The 16,786-nt window shown below is 68.9% G+C and carries 16 protein-coding genes and 1 pseudogene; 7 read left to right on the top strand and 10 right to left on the bottom strand.

All coding sequences use genetic code 11. The features are described from left to right. On the top strand, positions 1-371 hold a 371-nt coding region (locus tag C1I97_RS40600), incomplete at its 5' end, for a hypothetical protein (RefSeq protein WP_220040788.1). A gap of 349 nt (positions 372-720) precedes the next feature. On the opposite strand, the gene C1I97_RS04580 is transcribed toward C1I97_RS40600, so the two are convergent. The 3 genes from C1I97_RS04580 to C1I97_RS04570 all read right to left on the bottom strand — a co-directional run bounded on the left by C1I97_RS04580 (position 721) and on the right by C1I97_RS04570 (position 3,983). Continuing rightward, the gene (locus tag C1I97_RS04580) at positions 721-1,071 is read right to left on the bottom strand and encodes a hypothetical protein (protein ID WP_111001933.1); all 351 of its coding nucleotides are present in this window, start codon (positions 1,069-1,071) and stop codon (positions 721-723) included. 181 nt (positions 1,072-1,252) lie between these two features. Further along, the gene (locus C1I97_RS04575) at positions 1,253-1,753 is read right to left on the bottom strand and encodes a hypothetical protein (protein WP_146608160.1); all 501 of its coding nucleotides are present in this window, start codon (positions 1,751-1,753) and stop codon (positions 1,253-1,255) included. Between the two features lie 25 nt (positions 1,754-1,778). After that, on the bottom strand, positions 1,779-3,983 hold the full coding sequence (locus C1I97_RS04570) for a hypothetical protein (RefSeq protein WP_111001931.1): 2,205 nt from the start codon (positions 3,981-3,983) through the stop codon (positions 1,779-1,781). A gap of 489 nt (positions 3,984-4,472) precedes the next feature. Here C1I97_RS04570 and C1I97_RS39660 point away from each other — a divergent pair, with 489 nt between their 5' ends. Then, positions 4,473-4,622: a hypothetical protein gene (locus C1I97_RS39660; protein ID WP_181446562.1), complete on the top strand. Its 150-nt coding sequence runs from the start codon at positions 4,473-4,475 to the stop codon at positions 4,620-4,622. Between the two features lie 37 nt (positions 4,623-4,659). On the opposite strand, the gene C1I97_RS04565 is transcribed toward C1I97_RS39660, so the two are convergent. Continuing rightward, positions 4,660-5,193 carry a hypothetical protein gene (locus tag C1I97_RS04565; RefSeq protein ID WP_111001930.1) on the bottom strand — a complete coding sequence of 178 codons (534 nt, stop codon included), beginning with the start codon at positions 5,191-5,193 and terminating at the stop codon, positions 4,660-4,662. Between the two features lie 224 nt (positions 5,194-5,417). Between C1I97_RS04565 and C1I97_RS39655 the strand changes: the two genes are divergently transcribed. Together C1I97_RS39655 and C1I97_RS41075 are read left to right on the top strand one after the other, a co-directional pair. Beyond that, positions 5,418-5,627 carry a hypothetical protein gene (locus C1I97_RS39655; RefSeq protein WP_181446561.1) on the top strand — a complete coding sequence of 70 codons (210 nt, stop codon included), beginning with the start codon at positions 5,418-5,420 and terminating at the stop codon, positions 5,625-5,627. A gap of 393 nt (positions 5,628-6,020) precedes the next feature. Beyond that, positions 6,021-6,334, top strand: a pseudogene (locus tag C1I97_RS41075) (IS5/IS1182 family transposase); the annotation flags it as partial. A gap of 222 nt (positions 6,335-6,556) precedes the next feature. Here the strand turns inward: C1I97_RS41075 and C1I97_RS04560 are convergent. The 3 genes from C1I97_RS04560 to C1I97_RS04550 all read right to left on the bottom strand — a co-directional run bounded on the left by C1I97_RS04560 (position 6,557) and on the right by C1I97_RS04550 (position 9,548). Beyond that, entirely contained in the window at positions 6,557-7,018 is a 462-nt protein-coding gene (locus C1I97_RS04560; protein ID WP_111001929.1) for a hypothetical protein, read from the bottom strand. 185 nt (positions 7,019-7,203) lie between these two features. Continuing rightward, positions 7,204-8,217 (bottom strand): helix-turn-helix domain-containing protein, encoded by a 1,014-nt coding sequence (locus C1I97_RS04555; protein ID WP_258382422.1) that lies wholly within the window; start codon positions 8,215-8,217, stop codon positions 7,204-7,206. Positions 8,218-8,591: 374 nt separating this feature from the next. Continuing rightward, positions 8,592-9,548, bottom strand: a complete 957-nt coding sequence (locus C1I97_RS04550) for a zinc-binding dehydrogenase (protein WP_111001927.1) — start codon at positions 9,546-9,548, stop codon at positions 8,592-8,594. Positions 9,549-9,853: 305 nt separating this feature from the next. Between C1I97_RS04550 and C1I97_RS04545 the strand changes: the two genes are divergently transcribed. After that, positions 9,854-11,173 carry a PIN-like domain-containing protein gene (locus C1I97_RS04545; protein WP_146608159.1) on the top strand — a complete coding sequence of 440 codons (1,320 nt, stop codon included), beginning with the start codon at positions 9,854-9,856 and terminating at the stop codon, positions 11,171-11,173. Positions 11,174-11,337: 164 nt separating this feature from the next. Then, positions 11,338-11,598, top strand: a complete 261-nt coding sequence (locus C1I97_RS04540) for a hypothetical protein (protein ID WP_146608158.1) — start codon at positions 11,338-11,340, stop codon at positions 11,596-11,598. Positions 11,599-11,715: 117 nt separating this feature from the next. On the opposite strand, the gene C1I97_RS04535 is transcribed toward C1I97_RS04540, so the two are convergent. From C1I97_RS04535 to C1I97_RS04525, 3 genes are all read right to left on the bottom strand, one after another. Further along, positions 11,716-11,943, bottom strand: coding sequence for a hypothetical protein (locus C1I97_RS04535; protein ID WP_111001924.1), 228 nt, complete (start codon positions 11,941-11,943; stop codon positions 11,716-11,718). A gap of 192 nt (positions 11,944-12,135) precedes the next feature. Beyond that, positions 12,136-12,786: a hypothetical protein gene (locus tag C1I97_RS04530; RefSeq protein ID WP_181446560.1), complete on the bottom strand. Its 651-nt coding sequence runs from the start codon at positions 12,784-12,786 to the stop codon at positions 12,136-12,138. A gap of 47 nt (positions 12,787-12,833) precedes the next feature. Then, positions 12,834-13,358 (bottom strand): hypothetical protein, encoded by a 525-nt coding sequence (locus tag C1I97_RS04525; RefSeq protein WP_111001922.1) that lies wholly within the window; start codon positions 13,356-13,358, stop codon positions 12,834-12,836. A 480-nt stretch (positions 13,359-13,838) separates the two neighbouring features. On the opposite strand from C1I97_RS04525, the gene C1I97_RS41070 reads away from it, so the two are divergent. Next, positions 13,839-16,781 carry a hypothetical protein gene (locus C1I97_RS41070; RefSeq protein WP_258382421.1) on the top strand — a complete coding sequence of 981 codons (2,943 nt, stop codon included), beginning with the start codon at positions 13,839-13,841 and terminating at the stop codon, positions 16,779-16,781. Positions 16,782-16,786: the final 5 nt, after the last annotated feature.

Genomic DNA, 16,786 nt, shown 5'->3' with positions numbered 1-16,786 from the left:
GGTACGGGAAACCGCCCAGGCAGCGCACGAAGAAGGCCTCGACCGCCGCTCCGGTCAAAGCCGGGAAGCCGACGAGCCCGTCCGTGCCCGGGACCGGGAAATCGTTCAGGACGAGTCGGAAGAAGAAGGCCCGGGACGCCAGCTACAAGGAGTTTCCCGGCTCCCGCCCCGCCCCCGTCGCGGACCGGGGTGCCGATCGTCTGAGCGGGCTTCCCAAGATCGCGCCCGCTTACATGCGGCTGACCCCCGAGGAGGCACAGCGGGAGCGGCAGAAGCGACTGGCCGGGGGGAACAGGGCGGAGGAACGGAGACTGGCGAAACTGGCGAGGAAGGTACAGACCGCCAGGAAATCCGGGCCGACCGCTGGGTGAAGGCGAGCGGAACGGGAGCGCAGGGCGCCGGGCCCGGTTCCGCCCGACAGCAGGCGAGCGGGTGAACCACCGTTCGGAACCAGGTGGCGGTGCGTGACGGAGGCACGGCCCTCCGCAGGTTCGATGCCGCACACGGGCACAGTACTGGTGGCCGGTGCCACGGCGTTCGCCACCGCGGTCGCCGGAAGCTGGGTGCAGCGTATCGCAGCAGGCCGTCGGCTCCGGGCCGGCGCGTACACCACCGGATGGGCCCGCCACCGGCGCAGTTCGGTGGCGGGCCCAGGTGCACGTGCTCACCCGTGATCAGTGGACGGACACGTACCCGTCACCGGGGGGGCGGGGATTTTGTTCAGCAGCGGTCCGCGCTGACCTTCATGTAGCCCAAGCCGACTGGGCCGCCGTTCTGGTAGTCGGTGTCGATCGGGGTGTCGCTGGCGCAGACGACCCACTGACGGGAGTACAACCCGATCCGTACGGTCAAGAGTGTGGCGCCGTCACTGGGCGTGATGTCGCGCATGGTGCCGAACACTCGGATGCGGCCGTCGTCCCAAGTGCACTTGTACATGCTGCCACTGAGCCCGGTCACGGTCCCGTAACCGATCCGGCCGCACTCAGCCGCGTCGGTCTGCGCTGCCGCGGTGGTACTCGCGGCAGCAAGGGTGGCGACGGAGAGACATACCGACGCGACCAGTGCAGACATGCGAAAACGTCTCATTTTTTCCTCCGTTGGTGTGGACAGAAAGCGAGCGGCTGTCGCTCGACTGCCGACAGGCTGGGCGAGAGTTCTGCGATGGGGGAGGGGGACGGGCCGGGCTCCCGTGTCGTGCGGAGGGGAGCCCAGCCGACCGGTCCGGCCGAACAGATGCGTCCTGCGAAAGCTCCTACTCGGCAACTTTGAGTTCGAGTTCGCAGTCCAGCGTCTGGACGTACGCCCGACCACCCTGCTCATATTCGAAGCGGCACTTGCGCACCGTCTCCTTCGGTGGTGCGGTGATTTTCACTTTGGCCATGTAGAAGATGTCGCTGCTTTCCCCGGCCGGAACCTTGACGGGCTTTTCCGCGTAGTTCTTCAGCTTCGCGAATTCAGGCGTGTACGACTCGCCTTCCTTGGCCAGAAGCGGAAGGCCTTCGGTGTCGTTCAGGTCGTACGCGCCGTACTCCAGGACCTTGATGCCGGAAGGGACGTGCACGACAGCGACCTTCGTTATCTCGATGGGCTTCGAGGAGGTGTTGTGCGGCACCGGGAGGGCGAAGTACCAGATCTCCCCCACACGGGTGTGCTCGTGGCCGACGGTGCCACTCGACTGGGCGCCGTCGGTCGCGAGGGCGCTTCCTGGTGCTGCCTGTCCGGCCCCCTGTGCCGGCGAGCATCCGGCCAGCATGAAGACGGCGAGGAAGGCAAGCGCCCTAGTACGAGTAGAAGACGCCGGGCTTGCCGTCGACCTTGTCATTCTTTCCCCAGATGTCGTGCCGCGCCTTCTTGTTTCCAGCGGTTATGCGCTGCCTGTGGTCCCGGTCGTACTGGGTGGACCCTCCCAGTTTGATGCCGTACGCGCTGACCGCCCCGGACCATTTGATGCTGCGGTTCTTGGAGATCTGGAAGTGGGCTCCCTGCGGTACCCAGGCGCGGTGCTTCTTGGGCGAGTTTCCGTAATTGACGCTGCCGTCCCTGTTGCTCACGTCCTTGCCGTATTTGCCGACGGCCCCACCCGAAGGAACCTTGTACTTGCTGCCCATGATCTTGTAACGGTAGAACGTGTCACGCCCGTAGTTGCAGGTCCACTTCTCCCTGATCTTCTTGTACTCGATCGGGACCCTCCACTGCTTGGCGAAGAACGGACCCTTGTTCGCGTAGCCGGTGGTGACGGACATGGCCGAGCCGAGCGTCACGGAGCCTTCGATCGTCCACCTGGTTCCGGTCTTGACCGCGACCTCCACACTCGAGGACAACTTGGAGTCGTAGTCCACGGTCGTCTTCGCGTCCCAGTACGCGTGGCCCTCGGCGACGGTCGTGTACTTGATCTGCTTGTCGATGACCTTCTCGCTGGTCTTGTCGCAACCACCGTCCATGGGCCTGACGACCAGGGACTTGGTGTCAACGCCGTCGACGACGTAGGGATCCCCCTGGAATTCCCGTACGGTGTCGCTCTGGTATTCGGGCAGCGGCCTGTCTCCGAGCGTGTCGACCGAGACCTGCTCGTCCCTCGAGGCCCAGCTCAGGTTTGTCTGTGCGACGGTCGGCTGAGCCTGTTCCTTGCGCAGGTCATCAATGATGGGACGCATCTTGGATGGCTCACTGTCGTCTTCCGCGGCGGCTGCCACGAGCGCGCGGGCCGTCGCCGGAGCTGTCGCCGGAGCGGCGGTCATCATGTGGGTGCCGCGCATCATGTGACCCGAGGACGTCTCGCCGTTGACACTGGCCATGGCGTTGATGATGCCCCCGTTGTTGGCGGCGGCCCTCTTCACGCTTTCGGGCAGCGCTGTCGGCAGGGGCACCGTCCAGGTGCCGTCCGGTGCCGTCACGGTGGTGCCCAGCGTGACCAGCTGCACCTCGTCGGTGCTGTCACTCGTGACGTCGACGGCCTCGACCCTGACCGGCAGCCCTGCGGCAGGTCTCCCGTCGCCCAGAACGAACTTACCGGAGAACTGGGTGGGATCCTGGGGTGCCGGGTCGGGAAGCCAGTCGATCACCGCTTGAGGCGGAGTCTCCGTCTCCGGAGGCACAGGTCCGAAAGAAGGCTTGACGTCAGGGGAGGGGCTCGCCAGGCAGGAGGCGATGTCGGCGTGCACATCACCGTATATGCCGGCGCCCACGTCGGGATTGGCGACGTCCATGGGCGCCGTCCCGGTGTAGCTCCAGGCGATCCCGGTGTAGTCGGGGGAGTCTCCCACCGTGTAGATGGTGCCCGGACCGGGGCTCCACCCGCGCGTCTCGTTCGAGATGCCAGTGATGACAGTGGTGGATCCGTTGGGGAAAGGTAATCCCCAAACACCGTCGGAGTAGCGCCACGCCTTCACCTCGCCGTGCTTGCCGGGCACACCGCGCTTCAGCGTGTAGACGACCGGACCCGCGGACCATACGTCAGTAGCCTGTGCGATCGCGACGACGGCCGGATCGGTGCTGGGAACAGTCCTGATCTTCGTGATGGCCCCGGACCCGGACGACGGGTTGGCGACGGAGTAGACCTCCAGCGCACCATCCTGATGCAGAGCGAAGATCCGGTTGTCACCGGTGGACCACATGCGCTCGTACACATTCCAGTTGCCCCCGTAATTCCGGACAGGGGTCAGCATGCTTCCACCGGTGGCGGAGTTGTCCTTGTACGTTTTCAGCGCACCTTCAGGCGTTTTCACGTAGATGATGCCGTGACCGCCGGTGAAGAACTCGCTGTACCTCTCAAGAGGGGCCGTTTCCCCCGTGTCGAGGAGCGCGCCGGTGGCGTTGCCGGTCAGGGGGTCCCAGTCCAGGTACTTCCGCAGCACGCCATCTGACTCGCTGCTGACGTCATGGACATAAGTCGGGATGCCGCTCCTGCACGCTTCGGCGGCCTGCGCCGTGGACGCCGAGAGGGCGGTCGGCACGGCGATGCTGCCGGCGAGGAGCGCCGTCATGCACACCGTGTGCACGGTGACGCGGCGGGAGGAGGACGGGGGCTTTGTTCGGTACCGACGATTCACTATCGTGGTCCTTCGGGTAAGTCGGTGCGGGCGCTGCCTCCGACGCACACTGATGGCCTGGAAACCGAGTGCGTCAGGTGGCGCCCGCGCCCCCGGATCGGTTCCGGAGGCAGCAGGACAGTAACCCTGTGTTTGCCCCCCTGCTAGATCATGCCGACCGCGCGGCCGAGAACACTCGACATGAGCAAAGCGGGCATACGACTCTATTGATCTTGCGGCCGAGAGAAATGTGGGACTTACCCGCACCAATGGAAGCGCGCACCACAAGCGGAATGACTGATACCCGTCTCATCGGAACCTCATGTTCCGCTCAAAGTGCTGCAGGGCGAAGGCGTAAGCACCCTCATCTCGGCCGGCACTGGGTAGGTGCCGTGCAGGAGGTGCTCGGCCCGCACGTGGAACTTCCACTCGACCGTGAGGCCGGTGTTGACCACCGAGTGGGGGGAGCCCGTCGTCGAGTTCATCGACGACCACCTGCGTGAGGTCCTCGGCCTCGACGGCCGACGGCTGAGTGCCCGCGGCCGCCGACAGGGACGCGGAGGCCATCGGCAGCTGACCGGTGCTCCCCAATGAGGCTTGGCAAGCCGAACTCGGCAGTCAGGCGGGTGAATCAGTCGTCCGTACGCTCTTGAGGAACAGCCCGTCCAGCACCTCCCACTCGGTGGCCCGGTCCACCACCTCCACCGTTCGGCCGTCCAGCGTCGGCGTGGCGCGCGGGTCCTCCGCGGGCAGCAGCAGCCACAGGCCGTGCGGGTGTCGGCGGGGCGGCGGGCCGACTGCTCCGGAAGAAGTCGCCGTGGCGGTCCTGCGCCTCGGCGAGCCGGTCGCCGGGACCGGAGAGCCACGGGTCCGGGATGAGCCCGTTGTCCTCGCTGAACCGTACGAACACGCAGGCCAGCACCCACGCGGCGGCGATCTGGACGACCCGCTCGTCCCGCCAGGTCTCGTACATGGCCGCCGTACGCTCCGCCGCGACCGCCTTGCCGTACTCGGCGTGCAGGGCGTCGCGGAACCGCGGCTCGCTCTCGGTGCGCTCGCGCAGATCGTCCTCCAGGAGCCGGGCCTGCGCCTGGAGGTCCTTGAGCAGCCGCGTGCGATCCAGCGAGGCCCCCGCACCCTGCGTCCCCTCAGCCGTCACCGTCACCGCCCTCGCTCCACACCTCAGCAAGCCGTCCGTCACCTCAGTGTCCTTGCCTTGCCGGGGGTCGCTTCGCATCGGATGGTCAGTGGAACCAGACCAGGACGGGAACTCTGATCTGCCATTCCTCGAGGTCACGGCGTACTCGATGCGGACGGGCGCGTCCGCGCTCGACGTCCCGGCCATCGGCCCATGCGGAGCGCGCGTTCACCATCACCGCCCGCTCGGTCGTGGCCGGCCTCCCGGGCGGCGTCGGGCGCGGCTCCGCCGCCCTCGGCAACGTGCACGAGGTCCTCAACGCCACCTCGCTCGGACACCCGGACAAGGGCGCCATCTACCGGCCGGCCGGCACGCCGGCCGACGCCGACACCAACCGGCAGTTCCGAGAGGAGCAGAGGGCCGCCTCTGCAGTGACGCTCGGACCGAGCGTTCATCGTTGACGGGACCGCAGCACCTGACGAGGTCCGGGAGGGTCTTGCGGACCGCACGGTCGCCGTGGAGCTGCAGTGCCTCACCGACCGTCGCCGCGAGGCGGACTTGACGACCGGGAGGCCCCGGGCGCCGTCGAGGGGCCGGCAGCGGTCGAGGAGTTGGCGGTGACGCGCAAGGTGTAGCCCTGGCCCCGCCGTACGGTCACCCCCGGTCGAACGCGCTGCGTTCGGCGGGCTCCAGGTCGGCCGAGCGGAGGAAGTCGGTGACCTTGCCCGGCATGTCGAGGACGACGGGCAGCTCCGGGGCCGGGACGCCCGGGTCGGCGGTCGTGTACTCGGGCAGGAGGCCGGCGACGACAGTGCGGGTGGCGCCGTGGCTGACCTCGTGGTCGTGGGCGAGCGATCAAGGTTCTGAACCGGACCGTGGTGCCCCGCCCGCTCGGTGACCGGCCCGCACCCGGCCCTGACACGCCAGGGCATGCAGCTCCCGCCGCTACCTTCGAAAACGCCGCATCAAGCCGAGGCACCAGCGGGCCAACCGCCCACGCAGAGGCAGCGCGGGTGGCAGGCCCGCCGGCTGGACCGTGAACGCTACCGGCGTCGTGACGAGGTCTAGCGGACCATCAGCCGGCCCACGGGCTCTCGCGCGATCGCGAACCCGATGCGAAGAACGAGCCTACGTATTCCACAGCACGTTCATCGCAGCAGTGGGCCGGGCCGAGGGACGCAGGAACGGAGGAGGCTCACGGCCGGGAGTGGCTGCGGGCCTCGGTGTCATGGTCAGTGGATGTCGCACAAAAGCGGTCTTCCCTCTACGAACTCCGTCGTGAGCGCTGCCCACCACGCACATGAAAGGGGCTCCCGCAGTCATGGGAACTGGCTGCGGGAGCCCTTTGCTGCGAGTAGTGCCAGGGACCTTGGCTGGTCCCTGCGCCCCGTCAGTCGTCGTACCACCACTTGCTGCCGTCAGGACCAGTCCTGTTACCGTTGGTGGCGCATTGTGTGTAGCCGTCAACGTTCACACACACGCGCATCCACTTGTACTTGTGGTAGGCGAAATATGTCCGGTCCCGGTAGTACGGCCCGCATTGGGTCCAGGACTTTCCCTGGGTAACAGAGATGTCGACCCACACCTTGTCCCCGGACCGGTAGCCGGAAGCGATGTTGCCCTGGCTGTAGTCGAAGGTCGGCTCTGTGCGCAGTTGGAAGACACGGCCACGGAAGGACGTAAGGCCGTTGTTGTAGGCGGGAGTACCCGCGCCCTTGTGGGTGATGAGCGGATCTACCGTTGTGGTGGTGTACCCACAAGACTCCGCGGCAGAGGCTGACCCCCCGGTGCCCACGACCACTGCGCTGGAAAGTAGGAGAAGTGTTGCTGTCCCGATGGCGGTCCGTTTCATCCATGCACTCCTTTACGCACTGACCTGGCCATGTACTTCCTCCTCCGGTTGGGCAGCGAATACCTCGCCGAAGATATGGCGTGGCTTTTCCACGAAGTGGCGGGCCGGGTTCCCGCCCCCTGTCAGCCCGCAGCCCGCTTGCTTGTCGAGGGCATGCCTAATAGTTGTGGGTGAAGGGCGGGCGGTCATTGACGAGGAGTGCCAGGTGCTTGACGATGCGTGCCACGTGGGACCCGGTCGGCTTGGTGCTGCTGGCGGTAGTCCTGGGGACCGAGGCCGTAGACGGCGCGGAAGGCACGGGAGAAGTGCGCGGGGTTCGCGAAGCCCCAGCGCGCTGCGAGGGCGTGGATCGACTGGTTGCTCAGGAGGGGGTCGGCCAGGTCGCGGCGGCAGCGCTCCAGCCGGCGGGCGCGGATCCAGCCGGCGACGGTGGTGTCCTGGTCCCGGAAGAGCCGGTGCAGGGAACGCAGGGAGATGTGGTGGGCCGCGGCGACTGCGCCCGGGGACAGGTCCGGGTCGCCCAGGTGCTGCTGGATGAAGGCGTGGATCTGCATCAGCAGGGCCCGGTGGTGGGTCTCGGGCGGCATTGACGCGGCGGCGTCCAGGTGGTGGGCGAGGAATGCGGTCAGCAGGTCGAGGGTGCAGGTGGCCAGGCGGGCGCCGTCCGCCGCGGTGTAGGCGGCGGCGCCCGCGGTCAGCTGGGTGAGGTAGCCGGACAGTACGGCGCCCACCCCCTCGCGCCCGGGCAACCGCACGGCGATGAGCCGGTCGAGCCCGTCCGCCGGCAGCGGCAGCAGCGCCCGGGGGAATTGCACCATCACCCCCTTCACCGTGTCCGCGCCGGCGGCCGTCCAGCCGTGCCAGGGACGCGAGGTGTCGTAGAGCATCACCTCCCCGGGGCCGCTGGTGGTGTCCCGGCCGGCCTGGAGTATCCGGTGGCCCCCGCGCAGGCCCAGCATCAGCTGGTAGGAATCGGGATCGGACTGCCGGATCAGCCGCGCCGACCGGCGGGTCTCCAGCGACGGGTAGGTCAGCGCCGACACCTGCACCGCGCCCAGGTCCAGCACGCGCGCGCTCGCCCGGAAGTCCGCCTCGTGGTCGCTGCGGATCGCGTTGGGTATCAACGCCCTGGCCGTCATGTCGTGCCAGGAGCCGAACCGCTCGGCCACCGGCAGATTCTCCGTCCGGAACTCCGTCACCAGCACCGTGCATCCCCCTCTTGGAGACGGGCCGCGCCCTTCGTGGGCATGCCGCCCGCCCGCCGGCTTCCTGTCAGTACACCACCAAAACTTGGCCCCAGCGGCAAGATCACCTTTCTGTCCCCCCAGCACAGGCGGGCATCGCGGGCTGCGCTGGTCGACCGGGTCGCGGTCGGACGGTGATCCGGGCGCCGGTCACCACCCGGTCTGCCGGTCAAGGCCTGGCCCTGCTCCGGGAGCACGAAGCGGCCCCCGGTACTCGTCCGACGCCGAGATGAAAACCTTCCGCAGCCTGACGATCGACCGCGGGAGGTTTTCATCTCGGCGTCCGCTTTGGTCTGGGGCCGCCGCAGACGTTTGCCGTGCTTGCCGGCTCAGTCCTCGTACAGGGCGATGATGCGGCCGACGACCCCGCCCTTGCGGAGGCGCTCCAGCCCCTCGGGGATCCGGTCCGGCGTGATGCGGTTCAGCGGCGGGTTGAGGTCGCCCGACCGCATGAGGTCGTAGAGCTCCTCGAGGTCCTGCTTCGTGCCCGACTTGGAGCCGAGGACCCGCAGCTGCTTCAGGATGATCGCGCCGGTGCTGATCGTGGACTCGAGGCGGCCCATGCCGACCTGCACCAGCGTGCCGAATTCGCCGAGCGTCTCGAGTGCCTCGGCGGTGGTGGTGCCGAAGCCCGCATAGTCCACGATGAGCTGGAGGTCCTTGTCCGCGAACTCGGTGATCGACTCGGCGACGCCCGCCAGGCCGATCTCGGCGGCGAGCTCCCGGGTGGCCGGGTTCACGTCGGCCGCGTACACCTCGGCGCCCTTGAGGACGGCGACGCGGGCGCCGATGTAGCCGAGGCCGCCGAGGCCGATCACACCGACACGCATGCCTTCCTTCGCTCCGCCGCGCGTGACCATGGCGTGGTACGAGGTGAGGCCCGCGTCGGTCGCCATCGCGCCCAGCTCGAACGACACCTCGTCCGGCAGCCGCACCAGATTCGCGTCGGTCGCGCGTATCTTGGGGCCGTAGCCGCCGTCCCAGGCGCCGTAGCCGATGGCGTCGCCGTCCGGCATCATCGGCGAGAGGCCGACGCGGTCGCCGACCTTCCAGTGGTCCATGCCCTCGCCGACCTCGCTGATCACGCCGGCGTTCTCGTGCCCGAGCGTCATCGGGATCCGCGGGAACATCGACATCCAGCCCGCGTCGTCCAGCGCGCTGACATCGGAGTGGCAGAGACCAGCGGCCTTGACGTCGACGACGACCTCGCCCGGTCCCGCGTGCGGCGCTGCCACCTCCTCCAGGGTGAGCGGCTGGTTGGTTCCGTGGAAGCGCCAGGATTTCATGGTGTCGCGTGTCCTTGCATACGTGCGTCGGGGGACGACGCCGGATGACGCCGTCCGTCCGGGCTGGGCGCCCGGCCCCTTTTCACTCACTATGCACTGTTGATGTAGGACACGTGCAACTGGCTCCCCTCTGGGGTTCCTCGTCCGGAAAAGCCTCCCGGCTCCTCTTGACACTCGTGCGGTCCAGTCGGCACGGACTCCCCGACCAACAGGCCGGTGAGACTTCTCCGTTCTCTCCCGATGGGCGCCTTCAACGCGCTACGGTCCGGGCAGGCGGAGGGCGAGGGGACGGTACAGCCCCTCGGGTGCGGGACACGACGACGGGGGCAGCAGTGGCGAAGGACACGACAGCCGGGGCGGACAACCGTGGTCTCTTCGACGACTTCGGAGCCTTCCGGACCCCGACCACCGAGGACTTCATCGCCGTATTGAAGCGTGGTCTGGTCGTGCCTGACGCCAACGTCCTGCTGAACCTCTACCGGTACACCGAGCAGGCGCGCGGCGACCTGCTGCGCGCACTCAGCGCCGTGGAGGACCGGTTGTGGGTGCCTCACCAGGTCCTCGTGGAGTTCTGGCGGAACCGTGAGAGCACCCTCAGCGACGCACGGTCGTCCGGTGCCCAGGCCGCCGAGGACATGGCTGGTCACGCGGCCCAGGCGGAGCGGACCCTGCGCACCTGGGCCAATCGCGTGGCCCTGCCGGAGGAGGAGACCGACCGACTGCGCAGCCAGCTGAACGAGGTCTTCGACGACGTGCAGGAGACGATCGTCAAGGTCGGCGAGGGTGAGTGGCAGAACATCACCCATGACACGAGCACCGATCCGGTCATCACAAGACTGGAGCCCGCTCTCGACGGCCGGGTCGGTGCTCCGCTGAGTCAGGAGGAGCACGACAAGGCGATCACGGAGGGTATGCGTCGCGTCGAGAAACGGCTGCCCCCGGGCTACATGGACAAGACGAAGGAGGGTGTGGGAGCCGCCGCCGACTACCTCGTGTGGGAGCAGATCCTCCGGGAGGCCGGCCGCCGCCAGTGCGACGTGCTGTTCGTGACGGCGGACGGCAAGGAGGACTGGTGGCGCAAGGAGCAGGGCTTCAACCGCGGCCCCCGGCCGGAACTGACCGAGGAACTCGGGGCCCGAGGCGGCGGGCGGCTCTTCATGCTCACCCCTAAGCGGTTCCTGGAGGTCGCCGCGCCGATCCTGGAGTTCAGCCTCCAGAAAGGGTCCGTCGAGGACATCGAACGCGTCGAGCGGATCGGGACCGACGACGGGACCTACGGCGGTTGGACGGCCGCCGCGCTCCAGGAGCTCTTCGACCGGCTGACTTACGAGGGCTGGGAAGACCGAGTCGACGTGATCAAGTACGCCGCTGAAATGGATGGCGTCGCCAGCGCTCTGAGTGTCTACGAGATCTGCGACTACCCCGACGGCCGCTCCCTCAGGGGCTTCACCAAACCGGTCACGCGCATCACCGGCCTGCTGCGCAGTCTGGGCAAGGTTCCGGACTCGGCCGTCCAGGTCCTGAAGGCGGAATACGACGCGGGCCCCGGACCCGCGTCAGGCTTCTCCGTTCACCCACTTCTCGTCCCGCTCATCAACGAGTTGGGAGACGAGGACGAAGCATGATCACCAACCGGCCTCGCACGTTGCACCGGACACCGCACCAAGCGTCCGTCGGTGACACCTCTCACTGAGAGCAGCGACAGTGCCGGTGGGGCAACGGGGGCGAACAGATGCATACGGGTGCGTACCCAAGCGGGCGGCGATGCCGCTTTGTTACCCTCCGCACCATGCATCATGCGGTGCGGGAGATGCGCTCTCCGATTCTGTCGATCCATCCGTACGTGCCCGCCCTTGAGCAGGACGGCGATGTGGTCTGTTCCATGGCTTCGCGCGGCGACTGCAACCACAAGCTCGTCGCGGAAGTGCGCCCCGAGTACAGCGACGGCACCAGTCCTCGATGGCGGGTGTGCGGCGAGTGGCTGACCAGCCACCCGTCGGCCGTCGCCCACATCAAGGCCAAGGGCTTCCAGGAGCCCATCATCACCTGACGGTGGAGCGCCGGAGGCCCTGCTCGAAGCGGAGCTGGACGGTCCGAGAACCACCGGTCCCTCGTCCCAAGGATCTCGCCGTCCACACACAGGGCGGCGAGAGGCCAAAGGCGACAACTACGCCGGCCGATGCACCGCCTGGCCGGGGTCCGGTCTCGTGATGAGGCCCTCCTCGGCCAGCTCGCGCAGGTTGCGGCGGGCCTCCTTGCCGGCGGCTTGGTCGCTCGTGGGCTCGTATCCGGCGACGCGCAGGGCCAGTACGGCGCGTTCCGTGTCCCAGGTGCCGCCCAGCGCCCGGATCACCGCGGCGAGCGCCTGCTTGTGCGTCAGTGGCTCCTCGGCCATGTCACCCTCCCCTTCGAAAACGGCCACAGCATGACACACGCACGGTGGCGGGGGACCTGCAAAGCCCGAGGCTCTCAGCACGGGAGTGTGTTCCTTGCCCTTCCCGCTCGGCGACACGGTGCCACCGTGTGCACCCGCGTGACAGACATGCCGTTGTGGTGCCACTCCACCGGCACACGCGCAGGGCGCTGCCTATATCCCCCGCTCGTGCTCACGAACGTAGGTGAATCCGCGGGGCAGTTCATGGGGCCCGGCCAGACCGGCTCTCTTGTGGTCCTCACAGTAGGCGGCTCTCGCCTCCGCGCTCGCCTCCTTGCCGAGGTGACCGATGCGCATCAGGTGCCCCGCCACCCGATGGGCGCTCGTGCCGTACCCGGCGCCCGCGTCGTCGTTCCGGAGGTCCTCGCGGTCCGCGACTCGGAGTGTGGGGGCGTAGCAGAGCAGCGGAACCGGCGTCTCCCCGGGTCGTGCGGGGTAGTGCAGCACGGCCGCCCGGTTGATGCTGCCCTGCTCCCAGGTGAGGATCCCGCGCGACAGGAGCCGCTCGATCGCCCCGTGGATCTTCTTCCTCGCCGGCCGTTCCGACTGCGCGCGCTCGATGGTGTTCCGGACCAGCGCCTCCTTCGGGAGCAGCGCCCGGCCCTTCTCGTCGAGGTATCCCAGCTCACGCAGCGCGATCAGCACGAGTTCCTCCACCCGGTCCACGCGGGCGTCGAACGCCGCGAGCTCACGGGTCATGATCCTCGGGTCGTAGGCGTAGCGGACCACGGTGCCGCCGAAGACGACGGGTTCGTCCAGCGGGGTGTAGGCCAGGCGGAGATTCCTCCAGGTGTCCCACCGCACCGACACGCGGGTCCCGGGAAGGACGAAAGGCTGCCACGTCAGCCCCGTCAGGAACGGCTCGTCACCGTCCCCCGGAGCCTGATGCCCTTCTGCTCGTCCAGCACCCCGATGCGGCGACGCCCCCGCAGGAACGTGAGGTCCAGGGGCTCCTGAGGGGCGGCTCGGGCGGCCATCTCGGCCGGCACGGGACAGGTGCCGTGCAGGAGGTGCTCGGCCCGCACGTAAAACTTCCACTCGACCGTGAGGCCGGTGTTGACCACCGAGTGGGGGAGCCCGCCGTCGAGTTCCTCGACGACCACCTGTGTGAGGTCCTCCGTCCGGACGTCCGGCGGCTGACCGGTGCTCCCCTGCGACCGCCGGTCGCGCTCCTGGGCCGACGCCTCCACGCGCCCGTAGCAGCCGTTGCAGAACAGGGCGTCGCCCTGTACGGCGACAAGACGTGCCTTCTTTGCCTGGGTACACCGCGAGCAGGTGAAGGGCGCGACTGCCCCCAACCGGACGAGCTGCATGCCGTCACGGGGCGGGTAGACCTTCACGATCTCCTTGCCGAGGAGCCTTCCACCGACGTTCATAACAGCCAACTCCCGGACGCCCTTCCCCTCCCCAGCCCTTCCCCGGCCGCGGCGGGCCCGGGGCGGAGCGCGAGCGCGGGCCCCCGGGGGCCGTTTCACAGGGGAAAGAGAAGATCAGCGTAGGGATCTTCTCCTGGCCGAACAAGACGTTCCGTACGAACTGTCCTCCCGGGCCGGTGCCCCCACCGCGTCGTCTGCCACGTGCCCGGCGGGGCCTCTTCCACGCCGTGCCGCTGGGGGCCGATCTCCGGGCCGGCTTCCGTCTTGAGGCGGAATGATCCGCCTCACGCGAACCCCTGCCGGATCCTGGGCCCACGACTTAACCTGACGTAGGGATCCGGCCGTGATCACCGTGGGGTGGGGCGCGGCGGGACGAGGAGGGGAACAGTAGGCCGGAAAGGGCCCGCTCGTACCACGCCGGAAGGACGTGCCCGCGTCACCGGCCGTGTGCCGGGCCGTGCCATCGGCCGGGGGAGGGCCATGAACCGCTGGGTCGGTATCGTGTCGCTGCGGGAGACCGCGCCGCCGACGCCCGTGCACCGGATCGCGCTCGCCATCGAGGCGGCGCGGAAAAGGACGTCGTACCGGCTCGCCGGCCGGAAGGTGCCGTACGCGCGGATGCGGTCGGCGCTGCGCACGCTCGGCCAGGAACACGCGCGCCGCTACGAGTGGGACCGGTACACGTACTGCGTCGAACTGGCCGGTGACTTCTTCGACGGAGGCGAACCCCCCGCCGGCCTGCCCTCCTGGCTCACTGCCGAACTCCAGGACCTCCTGGACAGCAGCCACGGGCGGAGGACGGCCGGCCGGGGGAAGCAGTCCCCGCCGAAACGCGCGCCCCAACCCCGACGCGCCGACCGGCACAGGCCCCCGTCCTCCTCTCCGAGCCGGGGTCGGAAGTCGTCCGACCCGGGCGCGCGGCATGTCCCGCCCGGAGCCGCCCACCGTACGCCGCCGGAATCGGCCCCGCCGTACGTCCGTGCCGAGCGGCAGCTCGGCGTCCGCGACGTCACGTACCCGGCACTGAGCGAACCGCCCGCCGCGCTGGTGGGCACGTTCGGGGACGTGGTGCGTGCGGCCGTGCGGAAGACCGCGGGGGAGGTGGACGCCGGACCCGAGGCCACGGCCTGGCTCGGGCTCGCCGCCTCGCACCGCAGCCACCTGTACGAGAGCGGGCTGTCCGAGACGACCGTGACCTTCCACGTCCTGGGCCTGCTCGACCGGCTGGGGCACACAGTGCTCGGCGTGATCCTGCTCGACGCCTACGTGCGGAACCATCAGCCGGAAAAGGTGGGTGAGCAGTCGACCGAGCACAACCGGCGCCGAACGGTCGCCGCCCGTACGCTCGGCCAGTGGGCGGCCGGGCACGGGCTGGTCCGCATGGGAGCGGGCGAGGCGCAGCGGCCCGCGCCCTCGGTCGCACAGACCGTCGCCCGGCAGATCCTCGGCGCGCTCAGCCTCATCGGTGCGTACGAGACCGCCTGCCGGCTCGTCGACACCGTCTGCACCGGTCTCGACCGGCCCGTCGACGACATCGGCGGTGCGGACCCCTCGACCACGGCCCAGACCGTCTTCGCCAAGGAGGGGCTGACCTACGACTTCGAGGAGGAGGGCCCCGACCACAGCAAGACCTTCCTCGCCGACGCCCGCACTCGCACCGGCCTCACCGCATGGGGCACCGGCCCCAGCAAGAAGGCCGCCCGGGCGGCCGCCTCACGCGCCCTGCTGCGCGCCCACTCGCAGGCGGGGAGGAACGGCGACACGGGGACCACCGCTGCCGGGAGCACCCGGCCCGCCGTGCCGCCCCAGCCGTACCGCACGGCCCTTCCAGGGCACCGGGACGCCGTTGCCGACCTCGCGGCCATGTTCGAACTCGGGGAGGAGCGGTCCAAGGCGCTGCTCGCCCAGGCGCTCACCCATTCCTCGTACGTCTACGAGAACCAGGCCGCGGTCACCGCCGTCCGTCAACGGGACAACCAGCTGCTCGCCCATCACGGCTCCGTGATCCTCGATCACCTGGCCACGCACGCGAGGACCCACCTCGTCCTTGCTCACGGGCTGGTGCCGGACGAGGACGAGGCCCGCATCCACACGCTTGCGAACGAGGACACCACACGTCTCGGCACCGTCCTCGCCCTGGCCGACGGCATTCAGACGGGCCGAGGGGCCTACAAGCAGCGATCGGCCATGGTCGCCGACGCCGCCCAGGCCGTCGTCGCGGCCGCGTGGCGGGCCCACGGTCCGCGGCTGCTGCACCGCAGGCCCGTAGTCCTCGACGACTGGGTCACCGGGCTCCAGCACCAGCACGACCCGGTGACCGTACTGAACCACCTGGTGGGTACGTTCGGGATGACGCACGCTTTCGAGCACGAGCGCACTGGACCAGAACACCTGCAGGCCTACGCCTCGACTCTCGTCCTGTGCGACGCGCGAGGCCGCGTCCACCGGTGGACCGTGCCGCCCGAGGGGCCCTGCTCCAAGACCGACGCCGACAAGGCGACTGCTCAGGACGTGCTCGACATCCTCTCGGCCCCGGCCGACGACCTCGTCGACGCCCTCGGTCCGGCGGAACGTGACCTGCTGCGATACCTGCTCCGCGCGCAGCTCGACGGGCTGGGGCAGACGAACGAACGGCAGCGTGCCCGCATGGTCAGCGGCGGCATCCTCGGTACGGATCTGCTCGCCACCGGAGACCTCGACGCCTTCCGTGCCTGGACCGACCGTGTGCAGGCCCTGCTCGGTGCCGAGGGCACTGCCGTCCCCCGCGCACTGTCCGAGCTCTACCGGCACGTCCTGCGGGACACCCGCTTCGGACCGCGCTCCCTGCTGCGCCGCATGGCGGCGGACCAGGGAAGCGACCGGGCGAGCACCGTCCGCAGGAACGCTGCCAAAACCGTGGGGAACGCGGCCCGGAGAGGTCCCCGGGGTGTCACGGTGCGGGACATCGTGCAGAACTGGTGGCGCGACCAGGCAGCACGCACCGGCGTCACGGTCCACGACGACACGCGGCAGGAATTTTTCCTGCCGCATCCTGCCCAGCTCGCGGTACTGGACGAAACACTGACCTGGTGCGGAGAGGCCGTCGAGGCGGCGGGCAGTTCGGTCGATGTGGAGCTGACCGTGCAGGACGGCACCCTGCACGCCTGGATCGGCCTGCACGAGGTCGACGTCAGAGCGGCCTGCGACGACTTCGCCCGCCTGCTGTCGCGCACCTTGCCCTGCACCGACTGCATCGTCGACGACGACCATGTCCTCCTGCGTCTTCACAGCAGGCCCGACAGGGAGTCGTCGAGCCCACTGGCCGCAGCCGGGATCGACGCCTACCTGGCCGGCGACGAAACGGCTTCCCGGCCGCCGGTCGCCGTGCCCGGCGAGGAACCGGCGGTGGTCGACCAGGAGGGGGATCCCCTGAGATCTTCGTGACCGCG

Source organism: Streptomyces sp. NTH33 (assembly GCF_003236365.1).
Taxonomy (GTDB): domain Bacteria; phylum Actinomycetota; class Actinomycetes; order Streptomycetales; family Streptomycetaceae; genus Streptomyces.
This window is presented reverse-complemented; position numbering and strand designations above follow the sequence as displayed.